Origin of the sequence: Brachybacterium kimchii, from assembly GCF_023373525.1 — a bacterium.
Lineage (GTDB): Bacteria > Actinomycetota > Actinomycetes > Actinomycetales > Dermabacteraceae > Brachybacterium > Brachybacterium kimchii.
The window spans coordinates 1369633-1384921 of sequence record NZ_CP097218.1; the positions used below are offsets into that span (position 1 = coordinate 1369633).

The window sequence follows — 15289 nt, forward strand, 5'->3', positions numbered from 1 at the left end:
GGACGTGATCCCGCTGTCGGGCCGGCGCACGCCGAGGGGGCTCGCGCCGACGACGCTCAGGGAGCGGGGACGGGGGCGGCCTTCCTCATCGTGCCGGGGCCGCCGGTGGCGGTCGCCGGCCCCTCGTCGATCCTGGTCCTCGTGGACGAGGTCGCCGAGCGCAGGGTCAGGAGCAGGTCCACGTGACGAGGCGCTGCGCCGAGCACGGTGGCGACGTCGTCGGCGAGCAGCCGGCGCGCGCCTTCGACGACCCATGCCGTCTCGGCATCCTGGCTCGTGCTCACCGACGCCTGCACCCACGGCGACGACGTCGCGCCGCTCACCTGGACGGACGCGTCGAGAACGCCGGGGATGCCCTCGACGTGCTCCGCGAGCGCCCGCTCCAGCACGGACGGTGCGAGGGTGCCCAAGGGCCTGCTGCCCTCGGCCGTGATCCTCAGCGGGACGGTGGGAGTCCTCCGAGGCACCTGGATCACGAGCAGCCAGATTCCGACGATGACGGCGAGCACCGCGAGGACGCAGGCGACGGGGAGGATCCACGCGTGGTGGGCCTCCGCGAGCGCGGCCGGCGTGGAATCCCCGTGCGGGAGCACGGCGTCGGCACCCGGCCAGCGCCCGGCCAGATCCAGACGCCCGGCAGCGAGCCAGAGGCCCGCGAAAAGGGCGATGATGCCCGCAAGGACGAGCAGGAGCCTGTTGCGGACTCCGGAGACGGAACGCATACGTCCTCCTCTCAGTCGATCCGACGCATCCGCACGCGGATGCTCGGCATGGTGTCGGGGCGGAGCTCGGCGACGGCCGCCTGCGCGGCGTCGCGCACGCCGGACTCGACGGGTCCGACCTCGTCGACGACGGTGCGGGCGCGGACGGTGACCGTGCGCCGGCCGACGTCGACCTGGGTGCCCTGCACGCCGTCGACCTCCTCGGTGCGGGCGCGCACCCGGTTCGCCAGGTCACGGCGGGAGATCACGGTGCTGCCGGGGACGTCGTCCTCGAGCAGGTGCATGCGCGATCGGCCGCCGGGCAGGATCGCGGCGAGGACCATGAGCAGGCCCAGGACCGCGAGCACGCAGCCGGTGACGAGGACCGGGGTCGAGTCGAGTCGCAGGGCTCCGAGGTCGGCGACCGCGGAGGATGCCGATGCGGGCCACGCGCCGTCGATCACGAGAGCGCCGAGAGTCCAGACGCCGAGCCCGCCCAGGACGAGCAGGACCAGGGCGAGGAGCACGACGGGCGTCGTGCGGGCGGGCCGACGGTCGAGGCGGCGGGGTGTCGTCATCATCGCAGGGCCCTCCTCGTGGTCTCGGGATTCAGCCAGGAGATCTCGACGTCCATGCGCCCGACCTCGAGGCCCGTCAGGGTGCTCACCGTCCGCTCCACGTGGGAGCGCAGCTGCGCGAGCACGTCGTGCAGCGGAGCGGGGAAGGCGACGCCGACGTCAACGCGCAGCACGGCGGTGCGGCCGTAGAGGTCGCAGTGGACGGAGGGTCTGGTGCCGAAGTCACGGCGGGCGCCGACGCCCAGCACTCCCCCGGCCGATGAGCCGATGTGCGGGACCTCGCTCGCGGCCTGCTCCGCGATCCGCGCGACGACGCGTGCGGGCACCGTGGTGGTGCCGCGGGACTCCGCGGGCCGTCCGGCGGCGCCGGAGCCCGCGCCGGGAGCGGATTTCGGATCGCCCGCGTGATCGTCCTGCGACCAGAGGTCCGTTCCCGATGTGGTCGCCTCCTGCACGGACGCCACGGTCACCGCCTCCAGCGGTCGGTGAGCCCGCGGATCTCGATCCGTCCGTCGATGACCATGCCGACGGCGAGGCCGATGGCACCGAACACGAGGACGAGGAAGAACTGGCCGAACGATCCGAAGGCGAGTGCGGCGCCGAGCAGGAGCCCGACGAGCACGGCGAATTGTGATGTCTTCATGTGTGCTCCTCGATCAGGGGCGGGCCGGGCGTCGTGCCCGGCCCGCCGAGGTTCTGCGCCCGGCGCAGGTCAGCGCCCGGCGCGGAGGCTCGTTCAGCGCAGGTCGCTGCTGCGCTGCTCGCCGCCGGACTGCTCGTCGTCCTCGTCCGGGAGGTGGACGTCGACGACGTTGACGTTGACCTCGATGACCTCGAGTCCGGTCGCCTTCTCGACCTGCTCGATGACGTTGCGACGGATCGCGTTGCCGACCTCGACCACGGAGGCGCCGTACTCCACGACGACGGTCACGTCGATCGCGGCCTGGGTCTCGCCCTTCTCGACGCCGATGCCGCCGGTGACATTGGTCTGCGAGTTCGGGATGCGGTCGGTGACGGCCGAGAATGCCCGGCGCATGGCATTGCCCATGTCGTAGACGCCGGGGACCTCGCGGGCGGCCATGCCGGCGATCTTCGCGACGACCGTCTCCTCGACGGTGGTCACGCCGCGGTCCGTCTGCAGGGGCCCACGGGGTGCAGCGGTCTGCTGCTGGTCCTGCTGCTTCTCATCGGCCTCCTGGGCGCGTGCGACGGCCCGCTCGCGCTGCTGGCCGGTCTGAGGGATGGATGCGTTGCTCGCCATGAGTTCTCCTCGGTTCGGGCCCGGATCGACCGGGCCGTTCTCAGTGGACACCAGGAGGACGTCACCGTCCGCCGGTCCCTCACGACGAAGCCTATGTGATCCCGCTCACCCGTGGGGCGCTCGGACTCAGTGCAGCCGTCCCGGTCGCGGCCCTCGTTCCGGAGCCCCGCCGGGGTCCTCCTCGAGGTGGGCGACGAGCCAGCGCGCGGCAGCGAGCGTGAGACGCGGATCCTCCGCTCGCAGCGCCCGGCTGGCCCGCAGTGGTGACCTCTCGGCGTCGAGACGTCGTCGGGCGAGGACGTCCCGCGCCCATGCGCGGGCCCGCTCGAGCGCCCCGTCGTCCGCGAAGACGCCCATCACCACGAGTCCCGCGTCCCGGACGTCCCGTGGCAGACCGCCGATCATGTGTCTGCGCAGCGCCATCCTGTCCCCCGTTCCCCGGCTCGCCTCCCCGCTCTGCGGTGCGGCCGGATCCTGCGGCCATGATCCCACGCGCACAGCACGACGGCCCGCCCACCATGCGGTGGACGGGCCGTCGAGGAGTGCGCCCCCTCGGGAGGGGAGCGCCGGATGATCAGTGGGCGTGCTGGCCGCGGGAGAACTCCATGACCCAGCCGACGACGCCGACGATCACGAAGACCGAGCCGATCGCGAGGATCCACCAGCCGGCCGCGACGCCCAGGAACGCGAGACCGCAGCCGATCCCGGCCCAGAGGGGCCACCAGCTGTACGGGGCGAAGCTGCCCTGCACGCCGGCCTCGTCCGAGACCTCGGCCTCGAGGTTCTCCTCGGCCCGGTCCGGGAACCGCTTGGAGGCCCAGGTGAGGGTCGTGGCGATCATCGCCGCGAGCAGGGTCGCCATGAGCAGGGCCGGGAAGCCCGCGGTCTCGATGCCGAGCGGGGCGTACCCGCCGGTCCAGACGCCGTAGACCACGCCGACGATGAGGAAGAACGCGGCGAGGATCCAGAAGATCAATGCAGTGGTGCGCATGTGTCAGTTGCTCCTCGGGTTCTTGATCGGCTCTTCCGCGAGCAGATGCGACTGGGCGCCGACCTCCGGGTGGTGCAGATCGAAGGCGGGTCGCTCGGAGCGCACGCGCGGCAGCGAGTGGAAGTTGTGGCGCGGGGGCGGGCACGAGGTCGCCCACTCGAGCGAGGCGCCGTAGCCCCAGGGGTCGTCCACCTCGATCTTCTTCTTCTGGACGTGCGTGATGACGACGTTCAGGAGGAACGGCAGCGTCGAGGCGCCGAGGATGAAGGCGCCCACGGTGGAGAGCTTGTTCATCCAGTCGAACTGGTCCTCGGCGAGGTAGTTCACGTAACGGCGGGGAGCCCCCTCCACGCCCAGCCAGTGCTGGATGAGGAAGGTCATGTGGAAGCCGATCATGAACATCCAGAAGTGGAACTTGCCGAGCTTCTCGTTCAGCTTGTACCCGAACATCTTGGGCCACCAGAAGTAGAAGCCCGCGAACATCTCGAAGGCGACCGTCCCGAACACCACGTAGTGGAAGTGGGCGACCACGAAGTAGGTGTCGGAGAGGTGGAAGTCCAGCGCCGGGCTGGAGAGGATCACGCCGGTCAGACCGCCGAAGAGGAAGGTCGTGAGGAAGCCGAGCGAGAACAGCATCGGTGTCTCGAAGGTCAACGACCCTCGGAACATCGTGCCCACCCAGTTGAAGAACTTCACGCCCGTCGGCACCGCGATCAGCATGGTCATGAAGCTGAAGAAGTTCAGCATCACGGCGCCGGTCGTGTACATGTGGTGCGCCCACACCGTGACCGAGAGGGCCGCGATGGAGATCGTCGCGTAGACGAGGGTCTTGTAGCCGAAGACGGGCTTGCGGCTGAAGACCGGGAAGATCTCGGTCGCGATGCCGAAGAACGGCAGGGCGATGATGTACACCTCGGGGTGCCCGAAGAACCAGAACAGGTGCTGCCAGAGCACCGCTCCGCCGTTCTCCGGGTCGAAGATGTGCGCTCCGAACTTCCTGTCGGCGCCGAGGGCGAACAGCGCGGAGGCCAGCGGCGGGAAGGCCATGAGCACCAGGAGCGCCGTGATCAGCACGTTCCAGGTGAAGATCGGCATGCGGAACATGGTCATGCCGGGCATGCGCATGCAGATGACCGTGGTGATGAAGTTGACCGAGCCGAGGATGGTGCCGAAGCCCTGGAGCCCCAGGCCGAAGACCCACAGGTCACCGCCGAGTCCCGGTGTGAACGTCGTGTCCGACAGCGGGGCGTAGGCGAACCATCCGAAGGAGGCGGCGCCCTGGGGGGTGAGGAAGCCCGCGAGCACGATGAGCGAGCCGAACAGGGTGATCCAGAAGGCGAACATGTTCAGGCGCGGGAACGCCATGTCGACGGCGCCGATCTGGAGCGGCATGAAGTAGTTCGCGAAGCCGTTGAACAGCGGGGTCGCGAACATCAGCAGCATGATCGTGCCGTGCATCGTGAACAGCTGGTTGTACTGGTCCTTGGAGACGACGACCTGCAGGCCGGGCTCCCAGAGCTCGGCGCGGATCATCAGGGCCAGCACGCCGCCGATGCAGAAGAAGCTGAACGCCATGGCCAGGTACATCAGGCCGATCACCTTGTGATCGGTCGAGGTGATGATCCGGACGAAGTTCCTGCCCAGAGACGTCTCACGGACGGGCTGGTGAACGGCCGTCGCGCGCGCCGGCGCGGCGGGGACCTGGGTGCTCATTTCTGGACCTCATCTCCCGTGCGGCCGTTGGCCGCGTCGTCCTTCTCGCGCATGTTCCAGTCCTCGAGGTTCCTCGAGAGGTCCACGGAGAGCTGACCGGTGTTGCCCTTGTCGCGCAGGTCCTTCATGTGCTGGTCGTACTCCTCCTGGGAGACGACCTTCACGTTGAAGAGCATGTCCGAGTGGTACTCGCCGCAGAGCTCGGCGCACTTGCCGGCGTAGGTGCCCTCACGCGTGGGGGTCACCTGGAACGTGTTGGTGTGCCCCGGGAACATGTCCTTCTTGTAGAGGAAGTCCGGGATCCAGAACGAGTGCACGACGTCGCGCGAGTCCAGGTCGAAGCGCACGGTCTGGTTCACCGGCAGGTAGAGCACGGGCAGCGACTCCGCGGCGCCCGGAGTGCCGGTCTCGAAGGACTGCACCCCCGCGTCCTCGTGGACGTCGGCGTCCACGTAGTTGAAGTCCCAGCTCCACTGCTTGGCGACCACGTTCACCGTGACGTCGGGCTTCGCCGAGGTGTCCTCGATCTCGCCCACGTCGCGCTGGGTGAAGTAGAACAGCGTCATGATCATGACGACCGGGACGAGGGTGAAGATCATCTCGATCGGCATGTGGTAGCGCAGCTGCACGGGGAAGCCCGTGTCGTCCTTGCGACGCCGGTACGCGATCGCGCTCCAGATCGCCAGGCCCCACACGACCAGACCGACGAGCACGAGAGCGGTCCAGGAACCGGTCCACAGCTGGGTGATGCGCTCGGTCTTGTCGGTGATCTGGACGCCGTCGTCGGCACCGGGGAGGAAGCCGCGCTTCTGCTCCGCGGTGCAGCCGGACAGCGCGAGCATCGCCGGCGCGAGTACGGCCGCCACGCGGCGCAGGCGCCGGCGGCGTTGTGTGGCCTGGGGGATCACAGGATGACCTTCCACTCGTCGGCCCTCCGGGAGGAGGCGCGGCGTGCTGCCTGCTGGGGGCAGCGCGTCGCACGCGCGGGGAGGGCGGGTGCTTCGCGGGTCGGGGCAGACCCGGGGACGTGCGTCGTGCGCGGCCCGACGGCGGCGGCGTCGAGCAGGCCGGCGGGGGCGGGACCCTCACCGTCGGCGACAGCTGATCGCATCACGCGGGACGAACATGACGGCACAGCGTCATCATACGTGTTTCCCGGACTCGGTTCAGCATTCAGGTTCCGGTGTCGTCGGGGGTGACGACGTGCACAGACGCCGACGGGCCCGCCCTCGCTCACATGCGGAGCGAGGGCGGGCCCGTCGAGCTGCTGCGCTCTCGCGCAGGGCGCCGACGCGGACGTCAGCTGAAGGAGTCCCCGCAGGCGCACGAGCTGCCCGCGTTGGGGTTGTCGATCGTGAAGCCCTGCTTCTCGATCGTGTCGGCGAAGTCGATCGTCGCTCCCGCGAGGTACGGCGAGCTCATGCGGTCGACGACGACCTCGACGCCGTCGAAGCCGACGGTCGAGTCACCGTCCATCAGCCGCTCGTCGAAGTAGAGCTGGTAGATCAGGCCGGAGCATCCGCCCGGCTGCACCGCGATGCGCAGTCGCAGGTCGTCGCGCCCCTCCTGCTCGAGCAGGGACGTGACCTTCGCCGCGGCCTCGCCGGTGAGCGTCACGCCGTGCGCGGGGGCCTCGGTGTCGATGGTGGTGGTCATCTGGGTTCCTCCTCACTGCAGGTGCCTCCAGGTTACGCCTCGCCGGGCGCGACCGGGGACAGCGTCCGTCACGTCACATGCTCCGCGCCCGGTCAGCCGCGTCGCCTCTCGAGCCCCGCCGCGCCGCGCAGCAGCAGCGCCTCGGCGAGGCACACCCTGGCGAACTCCCCCAGGTGCAGGGACTCGTCGACGCCGTGGGCGCGGGAGTCGGGGTCCTCGACACCGGTGACCAGCACCTCCGCCCCGGGGAACACCTCGAGCAGGTCGGCGATGAAAGGGATCGACCCTCCGAGGCCGGTGTCCACGGGCTCCGTGCCCCAGGCATCGCGGAAGGCGGAGCGCGCGAGCCGCATGGCCGGGGTGTCCGAGGGGGCGAGGAAGGGGCGTCCCTGCTCGCCCCGGGCGATCTCGAGGACGGCCCCGCGCGGGGCGTGGGACTCGAGGTGCGCGACGAGCGCGTCCATGGCGGCCTGCGGATCCTGGCCCGGCGGGATGCGCAGCGAGATCTTGGCGCGCGCCGCGGGCACGAGCGTGTTGGAGGCATCGCGCACCGACGGGGCGTCGATGCCGATCACCGAGAGAGCGGGTGCGGACCACAGGCGCGAGGTGATCGAGCCGGTGCCCGCGAGGGGCTGGCCCTCGAGGATGCCGGCGTCGCGCCGGTAGTCGGCCTCGGGCATCTCGACCTCGGGCGCGTCCGCGCGCACGAGTCCCTCGACGGCAACGTCGCCGTTCTCGTCGTGCAGCGTCGCCACCATGCGTCCCATCTGGGTGAGCGCGTCCAGGACCGGCCCTCCGAACATGCCCGAGTGGACGGCGCGCTCGAGCACGCGCACGGTCACCGTGAGGTCGACCACTCCGCGCAGGCTCGTGGTGAGCGCGGGCGTGCCGACGGCCCAGTTCGCGGAGTCGGCGACGACGATCGCGTCGGCCTCGAGCTGGTCCCTGTGGGCCTCGATGAAGCGCCGGAAGGTCGGGGACCCCGCCTCCTCCTCGCCCTCGACGAACACCGTCACGCCGACGCCGAGCTCGGAGAGCTCCTCCCCCACCAGGCGCAGCGCGGTGACGTGGGCCATCACGCCGGCCTTGTCGTCGGCCGCGCCGCGGCCGAACAGCCGGTCGCCCTCGCGCGCGGGCGTGAAGGGATCGGTCGTCCAGGCCTGCGGGTCGCCGGTCGGCTGGACGTCGTGGTGGGCGTAGAGCAGCACGGTGGGAAGGCCGTCGCGGGCCGGCCGGCGGGCGATGACGGCAGGGGCGCCCTCGTCGACGTGGGTGATGGTCACCTCGGGCATCCCGGCGCCGCGCAGCAGCGCGGCGACGGCCTCGGCGCTCTCGTGCACGGGGGTGCGGTCGTATCCGGGGAACGCGATGGACGGGATCCGCACCAGGGCCGAGAGGTCCTCGATCGCGCGCGGGAGAATCCCCTCGAGGCGCGCGCGCAGTCCCTCGACCTCCTCCTGGGGCGCGGCGGCGGGGCCGACGGCGGATTCGGGGGCCGCGGGGCGGTCGGACGGACGGGGAGTGTCGCCCTCGGGGGCGGGTTCGTGGGACATGGCTCCCACGTTATCGCCGCCCGGGGCGCCCGCGGGCGCCCCGGCGTGCGGCGTGCGTCGCCGCGGATGGTCGGGGCGGCGCCGTGCTCCGCCTAGACTGGAGGTGTGAGTCCCCGCAACACGTCCGATGCCGACACGTCCCCCTCGCCGCGCCGCCGCGGCCGCAGCCGCGGGGAGGTGCCCGGCGTGACCTCGTCGCCCGAGGGCGACCCCGCCGGTTCCGCCGGGAAGGGCCGCCCCACCCGCACGCGGAAGGAGGCCGAGGCCGCTCGTCGGCGTCCCATCGTGGAGACCGACCGCAAGGAGGCCCGGCGCCGGGACCGCCAGGCGGCCGCGCAGGAGCGCCAGCGCTCCCAGCAGGCCCTGATGTCGGGCGACGAAGCGAACATGCCCGCCCAGCACCGCGGGCGGGACCGCAGCTTCGTGCGCGACCTGGTCGACGCGCGGCGCAACATCGCGGAGTTCTTCTTCCCCGTCGCCCTGATCCTGATGATCGTGGCGCTCGTGCTCCCGCTGGTCATGCCCGGCCTCTACACGTCCATGAGCGTGATCATGCTCGTCGTGCTGTGGGGCGGGATCCTGCTGTGCGTGGTCGACTCGCTCATCCTGCGCCGCAGGATCCGCGCGCGACTGACCGAGCGCTTCGGCGAGGTCCGCCGGGGGCTCGTGGGGTACGGCATCATGCGTTCGCTGCAGATCCGCCGGTGGCGCCTGCCGCGCGCGCAGGTGCGCCACGGCGAGGACCCGCGCTGATCGTTCCCGCTCCCCCGCTCTCGGCGGGCGGATGACGCACAGGGCGCCGGCACCCCTCGGGGTGCCGGCGCCCTGTGCGTTCCGGCCCTGTGCGTTCCGCGGGCGGAGCGGGCCGCTCCGGGATCAGGCCTGCCCGGAGGGGGCGCTCCCGTCGGCGTCCCGGGCGGCGCCGTCCTTCGTCTCGGCGCCGTCCTTCGCCCCGTCGCTGCGGGGCTTCGCGTCGACACCCGCCTCCTTGCGCTGCTGCGCGGTGATCGGAGCGGGCGCCTGGGTCAGCGGGTCGTAGCCGCCGCCGGACTTCGGGAAGGCGATGACGTCGCGGATCGAGTCGGTGCCGGCGAGCAGCGCCGCGATGCGGTCCCAGCCGAAGGCGATGCCGCCGTGGGGCGGGGCGCCGAAGGCGAAGGCGTCGAGCAGGAAGCCGAACTTCTCGCGCGCCTGCTCCTCGTCGATCCCCATCACGCGGAACACGCGCTCCTGCACGTCCTGCTGATGGATGCGGATGGAGCCGCCGCCGATCTCGTTGCCGTTGCAGACGATGTCGTAGGCGTAGGCCAGCGCGCTGCCCGGATCCGTGTCGAACGTGTCCATGAACTCGGGCTTGGGCGAGGTGAAGGCGTGGTGCACGGCCGTCCAGGCACCCGAGCCGACGGCGACGTCGCCCGCGGCGACCGCCTCGCTCGCGGGCTCGAACATGGGCGCGTCCACGACCCAGACGAACGCGAAGGCATCGTGGTCGATGAGCCCCAGGCGCTCGGCGATCTCGCTGCGCGCGGCGCCCAGCAGGGCGCGCGAGGACTTCGGCTCGCCCGCCGCGAAGAACACGCAGTCGCCCGGCTTCGCGCCGACCTGCGCCGCGAGGCCCGCCTTCTCCTGGTCCGAGATGTTCTTGGAGACCGGACCGGTCAGCGTGCCGTCCTCCTGGACGAGCACGTACGCGAGGCCCTTGGCGCCGCGCTGCTTGGCCCACTCCTGCCACGCGTCGAGCTGGCGGCGGGGCTGGGAGGCGCCGCCGGCCATGACGACCGCGCCGACGTACGGCGACTGGAACACGCGGAAGGGGGTGTCCGCGAAGTACTCGGTCATCTCCGTGATCTCGAGGTCGAAGCGCAGGTCGGGCTTGTCCGACCCGTAGCGGCGCATCGACTCCTCGTAGGTGATCCGCGGGATCGGCGTGGTGATGTCGTGCCCGGCCACCTTCCAGACGTTCGCGAGCAGCTCCTCGGCGAGGGCGATCACGTCCTCCTGCTCCGCGAAGCTCAGCTCGACGTCGAGCTGCGTGAACTCCGGCTGGCGGTCGGCGCGGAAGTCCTCGTCGCGGTAGCAGCGGGCGATCTGGAAGTACTTCTCCATCCCCGAGACCATGAGCAGCTGCTTGAACAGCTGCGGGGACTGCGGCAGCGCGTACCAGGAGCCCGGGGCGAGTCGCGCGGGCACCAGGAAGTCGCGCGCGCCCTCCGGGGTCGAGCGCGTGAGCGTGGGCGTCTCGATCTCGACGAAGCCGTCGTCCAGGAGGGTCTCGCGAGCGGCCCGATTGATGTCGGAGCGCAGGCGCAGCGCGCGCGCCGGACCCGAGCGGCGCAGGTCGAGGTAGCGGTAGCGCAGGCGCGCCTCCTCCCCCACCTCGGCGTGGTCGTCGAGCTGGAACGGGAGGGGCGCCGAGGGGTTCAGCACCTCGACGTCGCTCGCGGTGACCTCGATCTCGCCCGTCGGCAGGGCGGGGTTCTCGTTGCCCTCGGGACGACGGTCCACGGTGCCGGTGACCTTCAGCACGTACTCGTTGCGCAGGTGCATGGCCTCGTCCTCGCGGACGACGACCTGGGCGACGCCGCTGGCGTCGCGGAGATCCAGGAACGTCACGCCTCCATGGTCGCGGCGGCGGGCGATCCAGCCGGTGAGGGTGACGGTCTGGCCGATGTGCTCGCTTCGGAGCTCACCGGCATGATGGGTGCGCAGCACGGAAGAAGTCCTTCGTCTCAGGGATGCGGTCGCCCCGATGCTATCGCGGGGTGAGCGATCTCGCCCCCTGCGCCCCTGTGCCCCGGCATGCCCGCTCCGTATCCTGGATATCTGTCCCGACCTGCACCGCTGGCGGGTCCACCCCGCCCCGCAGTCGAAGGACACCATGAACGACGCACGCCCCTCCGCCACAGATCCCACACCCGAGACCCCCTCGACCGACGAGCCCAACGGCCCGGTCGCGGAGTCCGCGTCCGAGGCGCCGTCGGCCCCTGCGGCCCCGGCCGCTCCCGAGGAGCCGACCTTCGCGGACCTGGACCTGCCGGGCGTGCTGCAGAGCGCGGTGGACCGGCTCGGCTTCACGCGCCCCTCCCCCATCCAGAGCGAGGCGATCCCGCAGCTGCTGGCGGGACGCGACGTCATCGGCGTGGCCCAGACCGGCACGGGCAAGACGGCCGCCTTCGGCCTGCCGATGCTCACCGCGGTCGATCCCTCGGAGCGCGCGGCCCAGGCGCTCGTGCTCGCCCCCACCCGCGAGCTCGCCATGCAGGTCGCCGAGGCGATCAGCACCTTCGCCCAGGACGTCGACGGCCTCTCGGTGACCTCCGTGTACGGCGGCTCGCCCTACGGCCCCCAGGAGCGCGCGCTCTCGCGCGGCACCCAGGTCGTCGTGGGGACCCCAGGACGCGTCATCGACCATCTCAAGCGCGGCAACCTGCACCTGGAGACCCTGAGGTACCTGGTGCTCGACGAGGCCGACGAGATGCTGCGCATGGGCTTCGCCGAGGACGTCGACGAGATCCTCTCCCACGCCCCGCAGTCCAAGCAGGTCGCTCTCTTCTCCGCAACCATGCCGCCCGCGATCCAGCGGGTCGCCGAGGAGCACATGAGCGAGCCGGTGCGGGTCTCGGTGTCGCGTCAGGCGAGCACCACGACCAACGTCTCCCAGCGCTTCGCGGTCGTGCCCTTCCGCCACAAGACCGGCGCGCTCGCCCGCGTGCTCGCGACCTCCGACGCCGAGGCGGCGATCGTCTTCGTGCGCACGCGCTCGGCCGCCGAGGAGGTCGGCACCGCGCTCGTCTCGCGGGGCGTCGTCGCCGCGACCATCAGCGGCGACGTGCCACAGAAAGAGCGCGAGAAGATCGTCGAGCGCCTGCGCGAGGGCTCGCTGCAGGTCCTCGTCGCGACCGACGTCGCCGCTCGCGGCCTCGACGTCGACAAGATCGGCCTGGTCGTGAACTTCGACGTCCCCGGCGAGCCCGAGGCCTACGTCCACCGCATCGGCCGCACCGGCCGCGCGGGCCGCACCGGCGAGGCGCTCACCTTCGTCGCCCCGCACGAGCGGCGCAAGCTGCGCGCGATCGAGAAGACCACGCGCCAGACCCTGCAGGAGATCTCGATCCCCTCCCCGCGGGACGTCTCCGCCCACCGCACCGAGAAGCTGCTGGCCTCCGTGCCCGAGCGCGCCGAGCGCGGGCGCCTCGATCTCTACCTCGAGAAGGTCGACGCCTTCCTCGAGAGCAGCGGCATGGAGCCGCGGATGCTCGCGGCAGTGCTCGCCGCGACGGCCGTCGGCGACGACGGGCCGGGTGCCGAGGCCGAGGGCGACGAGGAGTTCACCGGCGCCCACCTCAAGGGCTCCGACCGTGATCGGGAGTCGGACGGCAAGGGCCGTCCCGCGCCCGGCCAGCCCGAGAAGGGCTTCACGAGCTACCGCGTGTCCGTCGGCCACTCCCACGGGGCGAAGCCCGCGGCGATCGTCGGCGCGATCACGGGCGAGGGCGGCCTGAACGGGAAGTCGATCGGCAAGATCGACATCTTCGGCTCGTTCTCCCTGGTCCAGATCCGCGGGTCCCTCAAGGACGACCAGATCGACCGCATCGGCCACGCGAAGATCGCCGGGCGCACCCTGCGCATCAGCGAGGACCGCGGCCCGCGCACCGGCGGCCGCCGCGAGCACGGCTCGCGTCGTCCCGACTCCCGCGAGGGCGGACGCCACGAGGGCGGCCGGCGCTTCGGCGGACCGCGCCATGAGGGCGGGCCCCGCCGCGACAGCTGCGGACACGGCGGCCGCTGAGCGCGCAGCGCGACGCGCACGCCGGCCCGGGCGACGCGTCGCGCCCCCGAACGGACGGAGAACGGCCCCGCACCCGATGGGTGCGGGGCCGTTCCGCGTGGTGGGACCGCCGGCCGCCTGCCGGCGGGAGGGTCAGGACTGCTGGGCCTGCGCCTCGGCGTAGGCCTTGCGGACCTCGTCCATGTCCAGGCCCTGGACCTGGGAGATGAGGTCCTCGAGCGCCGCCTGCGGGAGGGCGCCGGCCTGCTGGAAGACGGGCACGCCGTCGCGGTAGGCGACGAGGGTCGGGATCGAGGTCACGCCGTAGCGCATGGCCAGCTCCTGCTGGTCCTCGGTGTCGAGCTTCGCGAAGGTGACATCGCCGTGATCCTCCGAGGACTGCTCGAAGATCGGCGCGAAGCGCTGGCAGGGGACGCACCATCCTGCCCAGAAGTCGATGAGGACGACGCCGTCCTTGACGGTCTCGTCGTGGTTCTCGGACGTCAGCGTGACTGTAGCCATGCCCCCCACAACGCCCCGGGCCGTTCGCACATTCCCGTGCGGACGCCCGGTGACCCATGTCTCCCGGCACCGGGGCGTCCGGCGGTGCGGCGCGAGCGGGTCAGCCCTCGCCGCCGGGGCCCGCGAGGACCTGCACGTGGAGGTCCTCGTGCGGGGGCTGCCAGGAGTCGGCACGGGCCTCGACCTGTTCGCCCGAACGGATGTCGCGCACCGCGTCCGCCTCGTCCTCGTGCGGGAACCACACGAAGGGGATGCCGCGGCGGTCGGCGTGCCGGATCTGCTTGCCGAGCTTCGCCGAGGTCGGCGACACCTCGGTGGGGATGCCTCGGGAGCGCAGGTCGCGGGCGACGGCCTCGCTGCGCCGCCGGGTCTCCTCGCTCTCCACGACGACAAGCACGCACGTGGGGACCGCGCGGCTGGGGCGCGCGAGGTCGACCGAGAGCATCCGCGAGACCAGGCGCGAGAGCCCGATCGAGAGGCCCACACCGGGGTAGGTGTGGCGGTTGTCCGCGGCGAGCCGGTCGTAGCGACCGCCCGAGCAGATCGAGCCCAGCGCCTCGCTGCCCTCGAGGAAGGTCTCGAAGACCCCTGCCGTGTAGTAGTCGAGCCCCCGGGCGATGGAGAGATCGGCCATCATCACTCCGGGCACGGCCGCCTCGACCTGCTCGAGGACGGCGGCGAGCTCGGCGATGCCCTCCTCGAGCAGCTCGCCCTCGCCGCCCAGATCGCGCACCTGCTGGGCGAACGAGTCGTCGTGGGTGCGGATCGAGGCGAAGGCCAGGCAGGTGCGCGCCTGCTCCTCGCTCGCGCCGGCGTCCTCGACGAGCAGGCGCGCGGTAGCCTCGTCACCGATCTTCGGGAGCTTGTCGATCGTGCGCAGCACGCCCTCGAAGTCCTCGAGGCCGATCGAGCGGAAGAAGCCCTCGGAGAGCTTCCGGTTGTTCGCACGGATCGTGAAGGGGGGCAGCGGGAGGCGCGAGAGGATCTCCGCCATCACCACGACGACCTCGGCCTCCTGGTGGGAGGGCAGGGAGTCCTGGCCGATGATGTCGAGATCGGCCTGGTAGAACTCGCGATAGCGGCCCTCCTGCGGACGCTCCCCGCGCCAGACCTTCTGGATCTGGAAACGGCGGAACGGGAAGGCGAGCCTGCCGGCGTTCTCGAGCACGTAGCGCGCGAGCGGCACGGTGAGATCGAAGTGCAGGCCCAGCTGACGATCGGGATCGGCGTCGGACCCGTCGTCCTCCTCGGCGTGCAGGCGCCGGAGGACGTAGACCTCCTTGTCGATCTCGCCCTTGCGCAGCAGCTGGCTCATCGGCTCGACCGCGCGGGTCTCGATGCCGGAAAAACCGTGGAGCTCGGCGACCTGGCGGAACACGTCGATGACGTGCTGCTCGACGAGACGCTGCTCGGGCAGGTGCTCGGGGAATCCGGACAGGGCGCTGATCTTCGCCACGGGTGTGCTCCTTGCGTGCTGTGCGTGCGGCGGACCGCGCGTGCTGGCGCGACCGGTGCGGCGTGCGGGGCGCATGGGCGGTGGGTGCCC

Annotated in this window: 16 protein-coding genes; 2 read left to right on the top strand and 14 right to left on the bottom strand. The window is 71.5% G+C overall.

Features of this window, described 5'->3' with window-relative positions:
* Nucleotides 1-56: 56 nt before the first annotated feature.
* The 11 genes from M4486_RS06615 to M4486_RS06665 form a co-directional block, all read right to left on the bottom strand.
* Nucleotides 57-722 carry an alkaline shock response membrane anchor protein AmaP gene (locus M4486_RS06615; RefSeq protein WP_249480357.1) on the bottom strand — a complete coding sequence of 222 codons (666 nt, stop codon included), beginning with the start codon at nt 720-722 and terminating at the stop codon, nt 57-59.
* An 11-nt stretch (nt 723-733) separates the two neighbouring features.
* Entirely contained in the window at nt 734-1282 is a 549-nt protein-coding gene (locus M4486_RS06620; protein ID WP_249480358.1) for a DUF6286 domain-containing protein, read from the bottom strand.
* The gene (locus M4486_RS06625) at nt 1279-1743 is read right to left on the bottom strand and encodes an Asp23/Gls24 family envelope stress response protein (protein ID WP_249480359.1); all 465 of its coding nucleotides are present in this window, start codon (nt 1741-1743) and stop codon (nt 1279-1281) included. Before M4486_RS06625 ends, M4486_RS06620 begins: the two co-directional genes overlap by 4 nt.
* A gap of 2 nt (nt 1744-1745) precedes the next feature.
* Nucleotides 1746-1922 (bottom strand): hypothetical protein, encoded by a 177-nt coding sequence (locus tag M4486_RS06630; protein ID WP_193636253.1) that lies wholly within the window; start codon nt 1920-1922, stop codon nt 1746-1748.
* Nucleotides 1923-2015: 93 nt separating this feature from the next.
* The gene (locus M4486_RS06635) at nt 2016-2540 is read right to left on the bottom strand and encodes an Asp23/Gls24 family envelope stress response protein (protein WP_249480360.1); all 525 of its coding nucleotides are present in this window, start codon (nt 2538-2540) and stop codon (nt 2016-2018) included.
* Between the two features lie 126 nt (nt 2541-2666).
* A complete protein-coding gene (locus M4486_RS06640) occupies nt 2667-2963 on the bottom strand; it encodes a hypothetical protein (protein WP_249480361.1) in 297 nt (98 codons plus the stop codon).
* Between the two features lie 151 nt (nt 2964-3114).
* Nucleotides 3115-3531 carry an aa3-type cytochrome oxidase subunit IV gene (ctaF, locus tag M4486_RS06645; RefSeq protein ID WP_152353128.1) on the bottom strand — a complete coding sequence of 139 codons (417 nt, stop codon included), beginning with the start codon at nt 3529-3531 and terminating at the stop codon, nt 3115-3117.
* Nucleotides 3532-3534: 3 nt separating this feature from the next.
* On the bottom strand, nt 3535-5244 hold the full coding sequence (ctaD, locus tag M4486_RS06650; protein WP_152353129.1) for an aa3-type cytochrome oxidase subunit I: 1710 nt from the start codon (nt 5242-5244) through the stop codon (nt 3535-3537).
* A complete protein-coding gene (gene ctaC, locus M4486_RS06655; protein WP_249480362.1) occupies nt 5241-6152 on the bottom strand; it encodes an aa3-type cytochrome oxidase subunit II in 912 nt (303 codons plus the stop codon). The genes ctaD and ctaC overlap by 4 nt, the downstream gene beginning before the upstream one ends.
* A 391-nt stretch (nt 6153-6543) precedes the next feature.
* Nucleotides 6544-6900 (bottom strand): iron-sulfur cluster insertion protein ErpA, encoded by a 357-nt coding sequence (gene erpA, locus M4486_RS06660; RefSeq protein ID WP_152353131.1) that lies wholly within the window; start codon nt 6898-6900, stop codon nt 6544-6546.
* A gap of 92 nt (nt 6901-6992) precedes the next feature.
* A complete protein-coding gene (locus tag M4486_RS06665) occupies nt 6993-8453 on the bottom strand; it encodes a dipeptidase (protein ID WP_249480363.1) in 1461 nt (486 codons plus the stop codon).
* Between the two features lie 105 nt (nt 8454-8558).
* On the opposite strand from M4486_RS06665, the gene M4486_RS06670 reads away from it, so the two are divergent.
* The gene (locus M4486_RS06670; protein ID WP_249480364.1) at nt 8559-9206 is read left to right on the top strand and encodes a DUF3043 domain-containing protein; all 648 of its coding nucleotides are present in this window, start codon (nt 8559-8561) and stop codon (nt 9204-9206) included.
* A 123-nt stretch (nt 9207-9329) separates the two neighbouring features.
* Here M4486_RS06670 and aspS read toward each other — a convergent pair whose 3' ends face one another.
* Complete coding sequence (aspS, locus tag M4486_RS06675) at nt 9330-11165, bottom strand: aspartate--tRNA ligase (protein WP_249480365.1); 1836 nt, start codon at nt 11163-11165, stop codon at nt 9330-9332.
* Between the two features lie 166 nt (nt 11166-11331).
* On the opposite strand from aspS, the gene M4486_RS06680 reads away from it, so the two are divergent.
* Nucleotides 11332-13242, top strand: a complete 1911-nt coding sequence (locus tag M4486_RS06680; protein ID WP_249480366.1) for a DEAD/DEAH box helicase — start codon at nt 11332-11334, stop codon at nt 13240-13242.
* A 132-nt stretch (nt 13243-13374) separates the two neighbouring features.
* On the opposite strand, the gene trxA is transcribed toward M4486_RS06680, so the two are convergent.
* Both trxA and hisS read right to left on the bottom strand, forming a co-directional pair.
* The gene (gene trxA / locus M4486_RS06685; RefSeq protein WP_152353135.1) at nt 13375-13743 is read right to left on the bottom strand and encodes a thioredoxin; all 369 of its coding nucleotides are present in this window, start codon (nt 13741-13743) and stop codon (nt 13375-13377) included.
* 100 nt (nt 13744-13843) lie between these two features.
* The gene (gene hisS, locus M4486_RS06690; protein ID WP_249480367.1) at nt 13844-15199 is read right to left on the bottom strand and encodes a histidine--tRNA ligase; all 1356 of its coding nucleotides are present in this window, start codon (nt 15197-15199) and stop codon (nt 13844-13846) included.
* Nucleotides 15200-15289: the final 90 nt, after the last annotated feature.

What these genes read in the sequence shown, in the direction of transcription:
- M4486_RS06615 (WP_249480357.1), bottom strand. Translation starts at nt 722, where the DNA reads ATGCGTTCCGTCTCCGGAGTCCGCAACAGGCTCCTGCTCGTCCTTGCG.
- M4486_RS06620 (WP_249480358.1), bottom strand. Translation starts at nt 1,282, where the DNA reads ATGATGACGACACCCCGCCGCCTCGACCGTCGGCCCGCCCGCACGACG.
- M4486_RS06630 (WP_193636253.1), bottom strand. Translation starts at nt 1,922, where the DNA reads ATGAAGACATCACAATTCGCCGTGCTCGTCGGGCTCCTGCTCGGCGCC.
- M4486_RS06635 (WP_249480360.1), bottom strand. Translation starts at nt 2,540, where the DNA reads ATGGCGAGCAACGCATCCATCCCTCAGACCGGCCAGCAGCGCGAGCGG.
- M4486_RS06640 (WP_249480361.1), bottom strand. Translation starts at nt 2,963, where the DNA reads ATGGCGCTGCGCAGACACATGATCGGCGGTCTGCCACGGGACGTCCGG.
- ctaF (WP_152353128.1), bottom strand. Translation starts at nt 3,531, where the DNA reads ATGCGCACCACTGCATTGATCTTCTGGATCCTCGCCGCGTTCTTCCTC.
- ctaD (WP_152353129.1), bottom strand. Translation starts at nt 5,244, where the DNA reads ATGAGCACCCAGGTCCCCGCCGCGCCGGCGCGCGCGACGGCCGTTCAC.
- erpA (WP_152353131.1), bottom strand. Translation starts at nt 6,900, where the DNA reads ATGACCACCACCATCGACACCGAGGCCCCCGCGCACGGCGTGACGCTC.
- M4486_RS06665 (WP_249480363.1), bottom strand. Translation starts at nt 8,453, where the DNA reads ATGTCCCACGAACCCGCCCCCGAGGGCGACACTCCCCGTCCGTCCGAC.
- M4486_RS06680 (WP_249480366.1), top strand. Translation starts at nt 11,332, where the DNA reads ATGAACGACGCACGCCCCTCCGCCACAGATCCCACACCCGAGACCCCC.
- trxA (WP_152353135.1), bottom strand. Translation starts at nt 13,743, where the DNA reads ATGGCTACAGTCACGCTGACGTCCGAGAACCACGACGAGACCGTCAAG.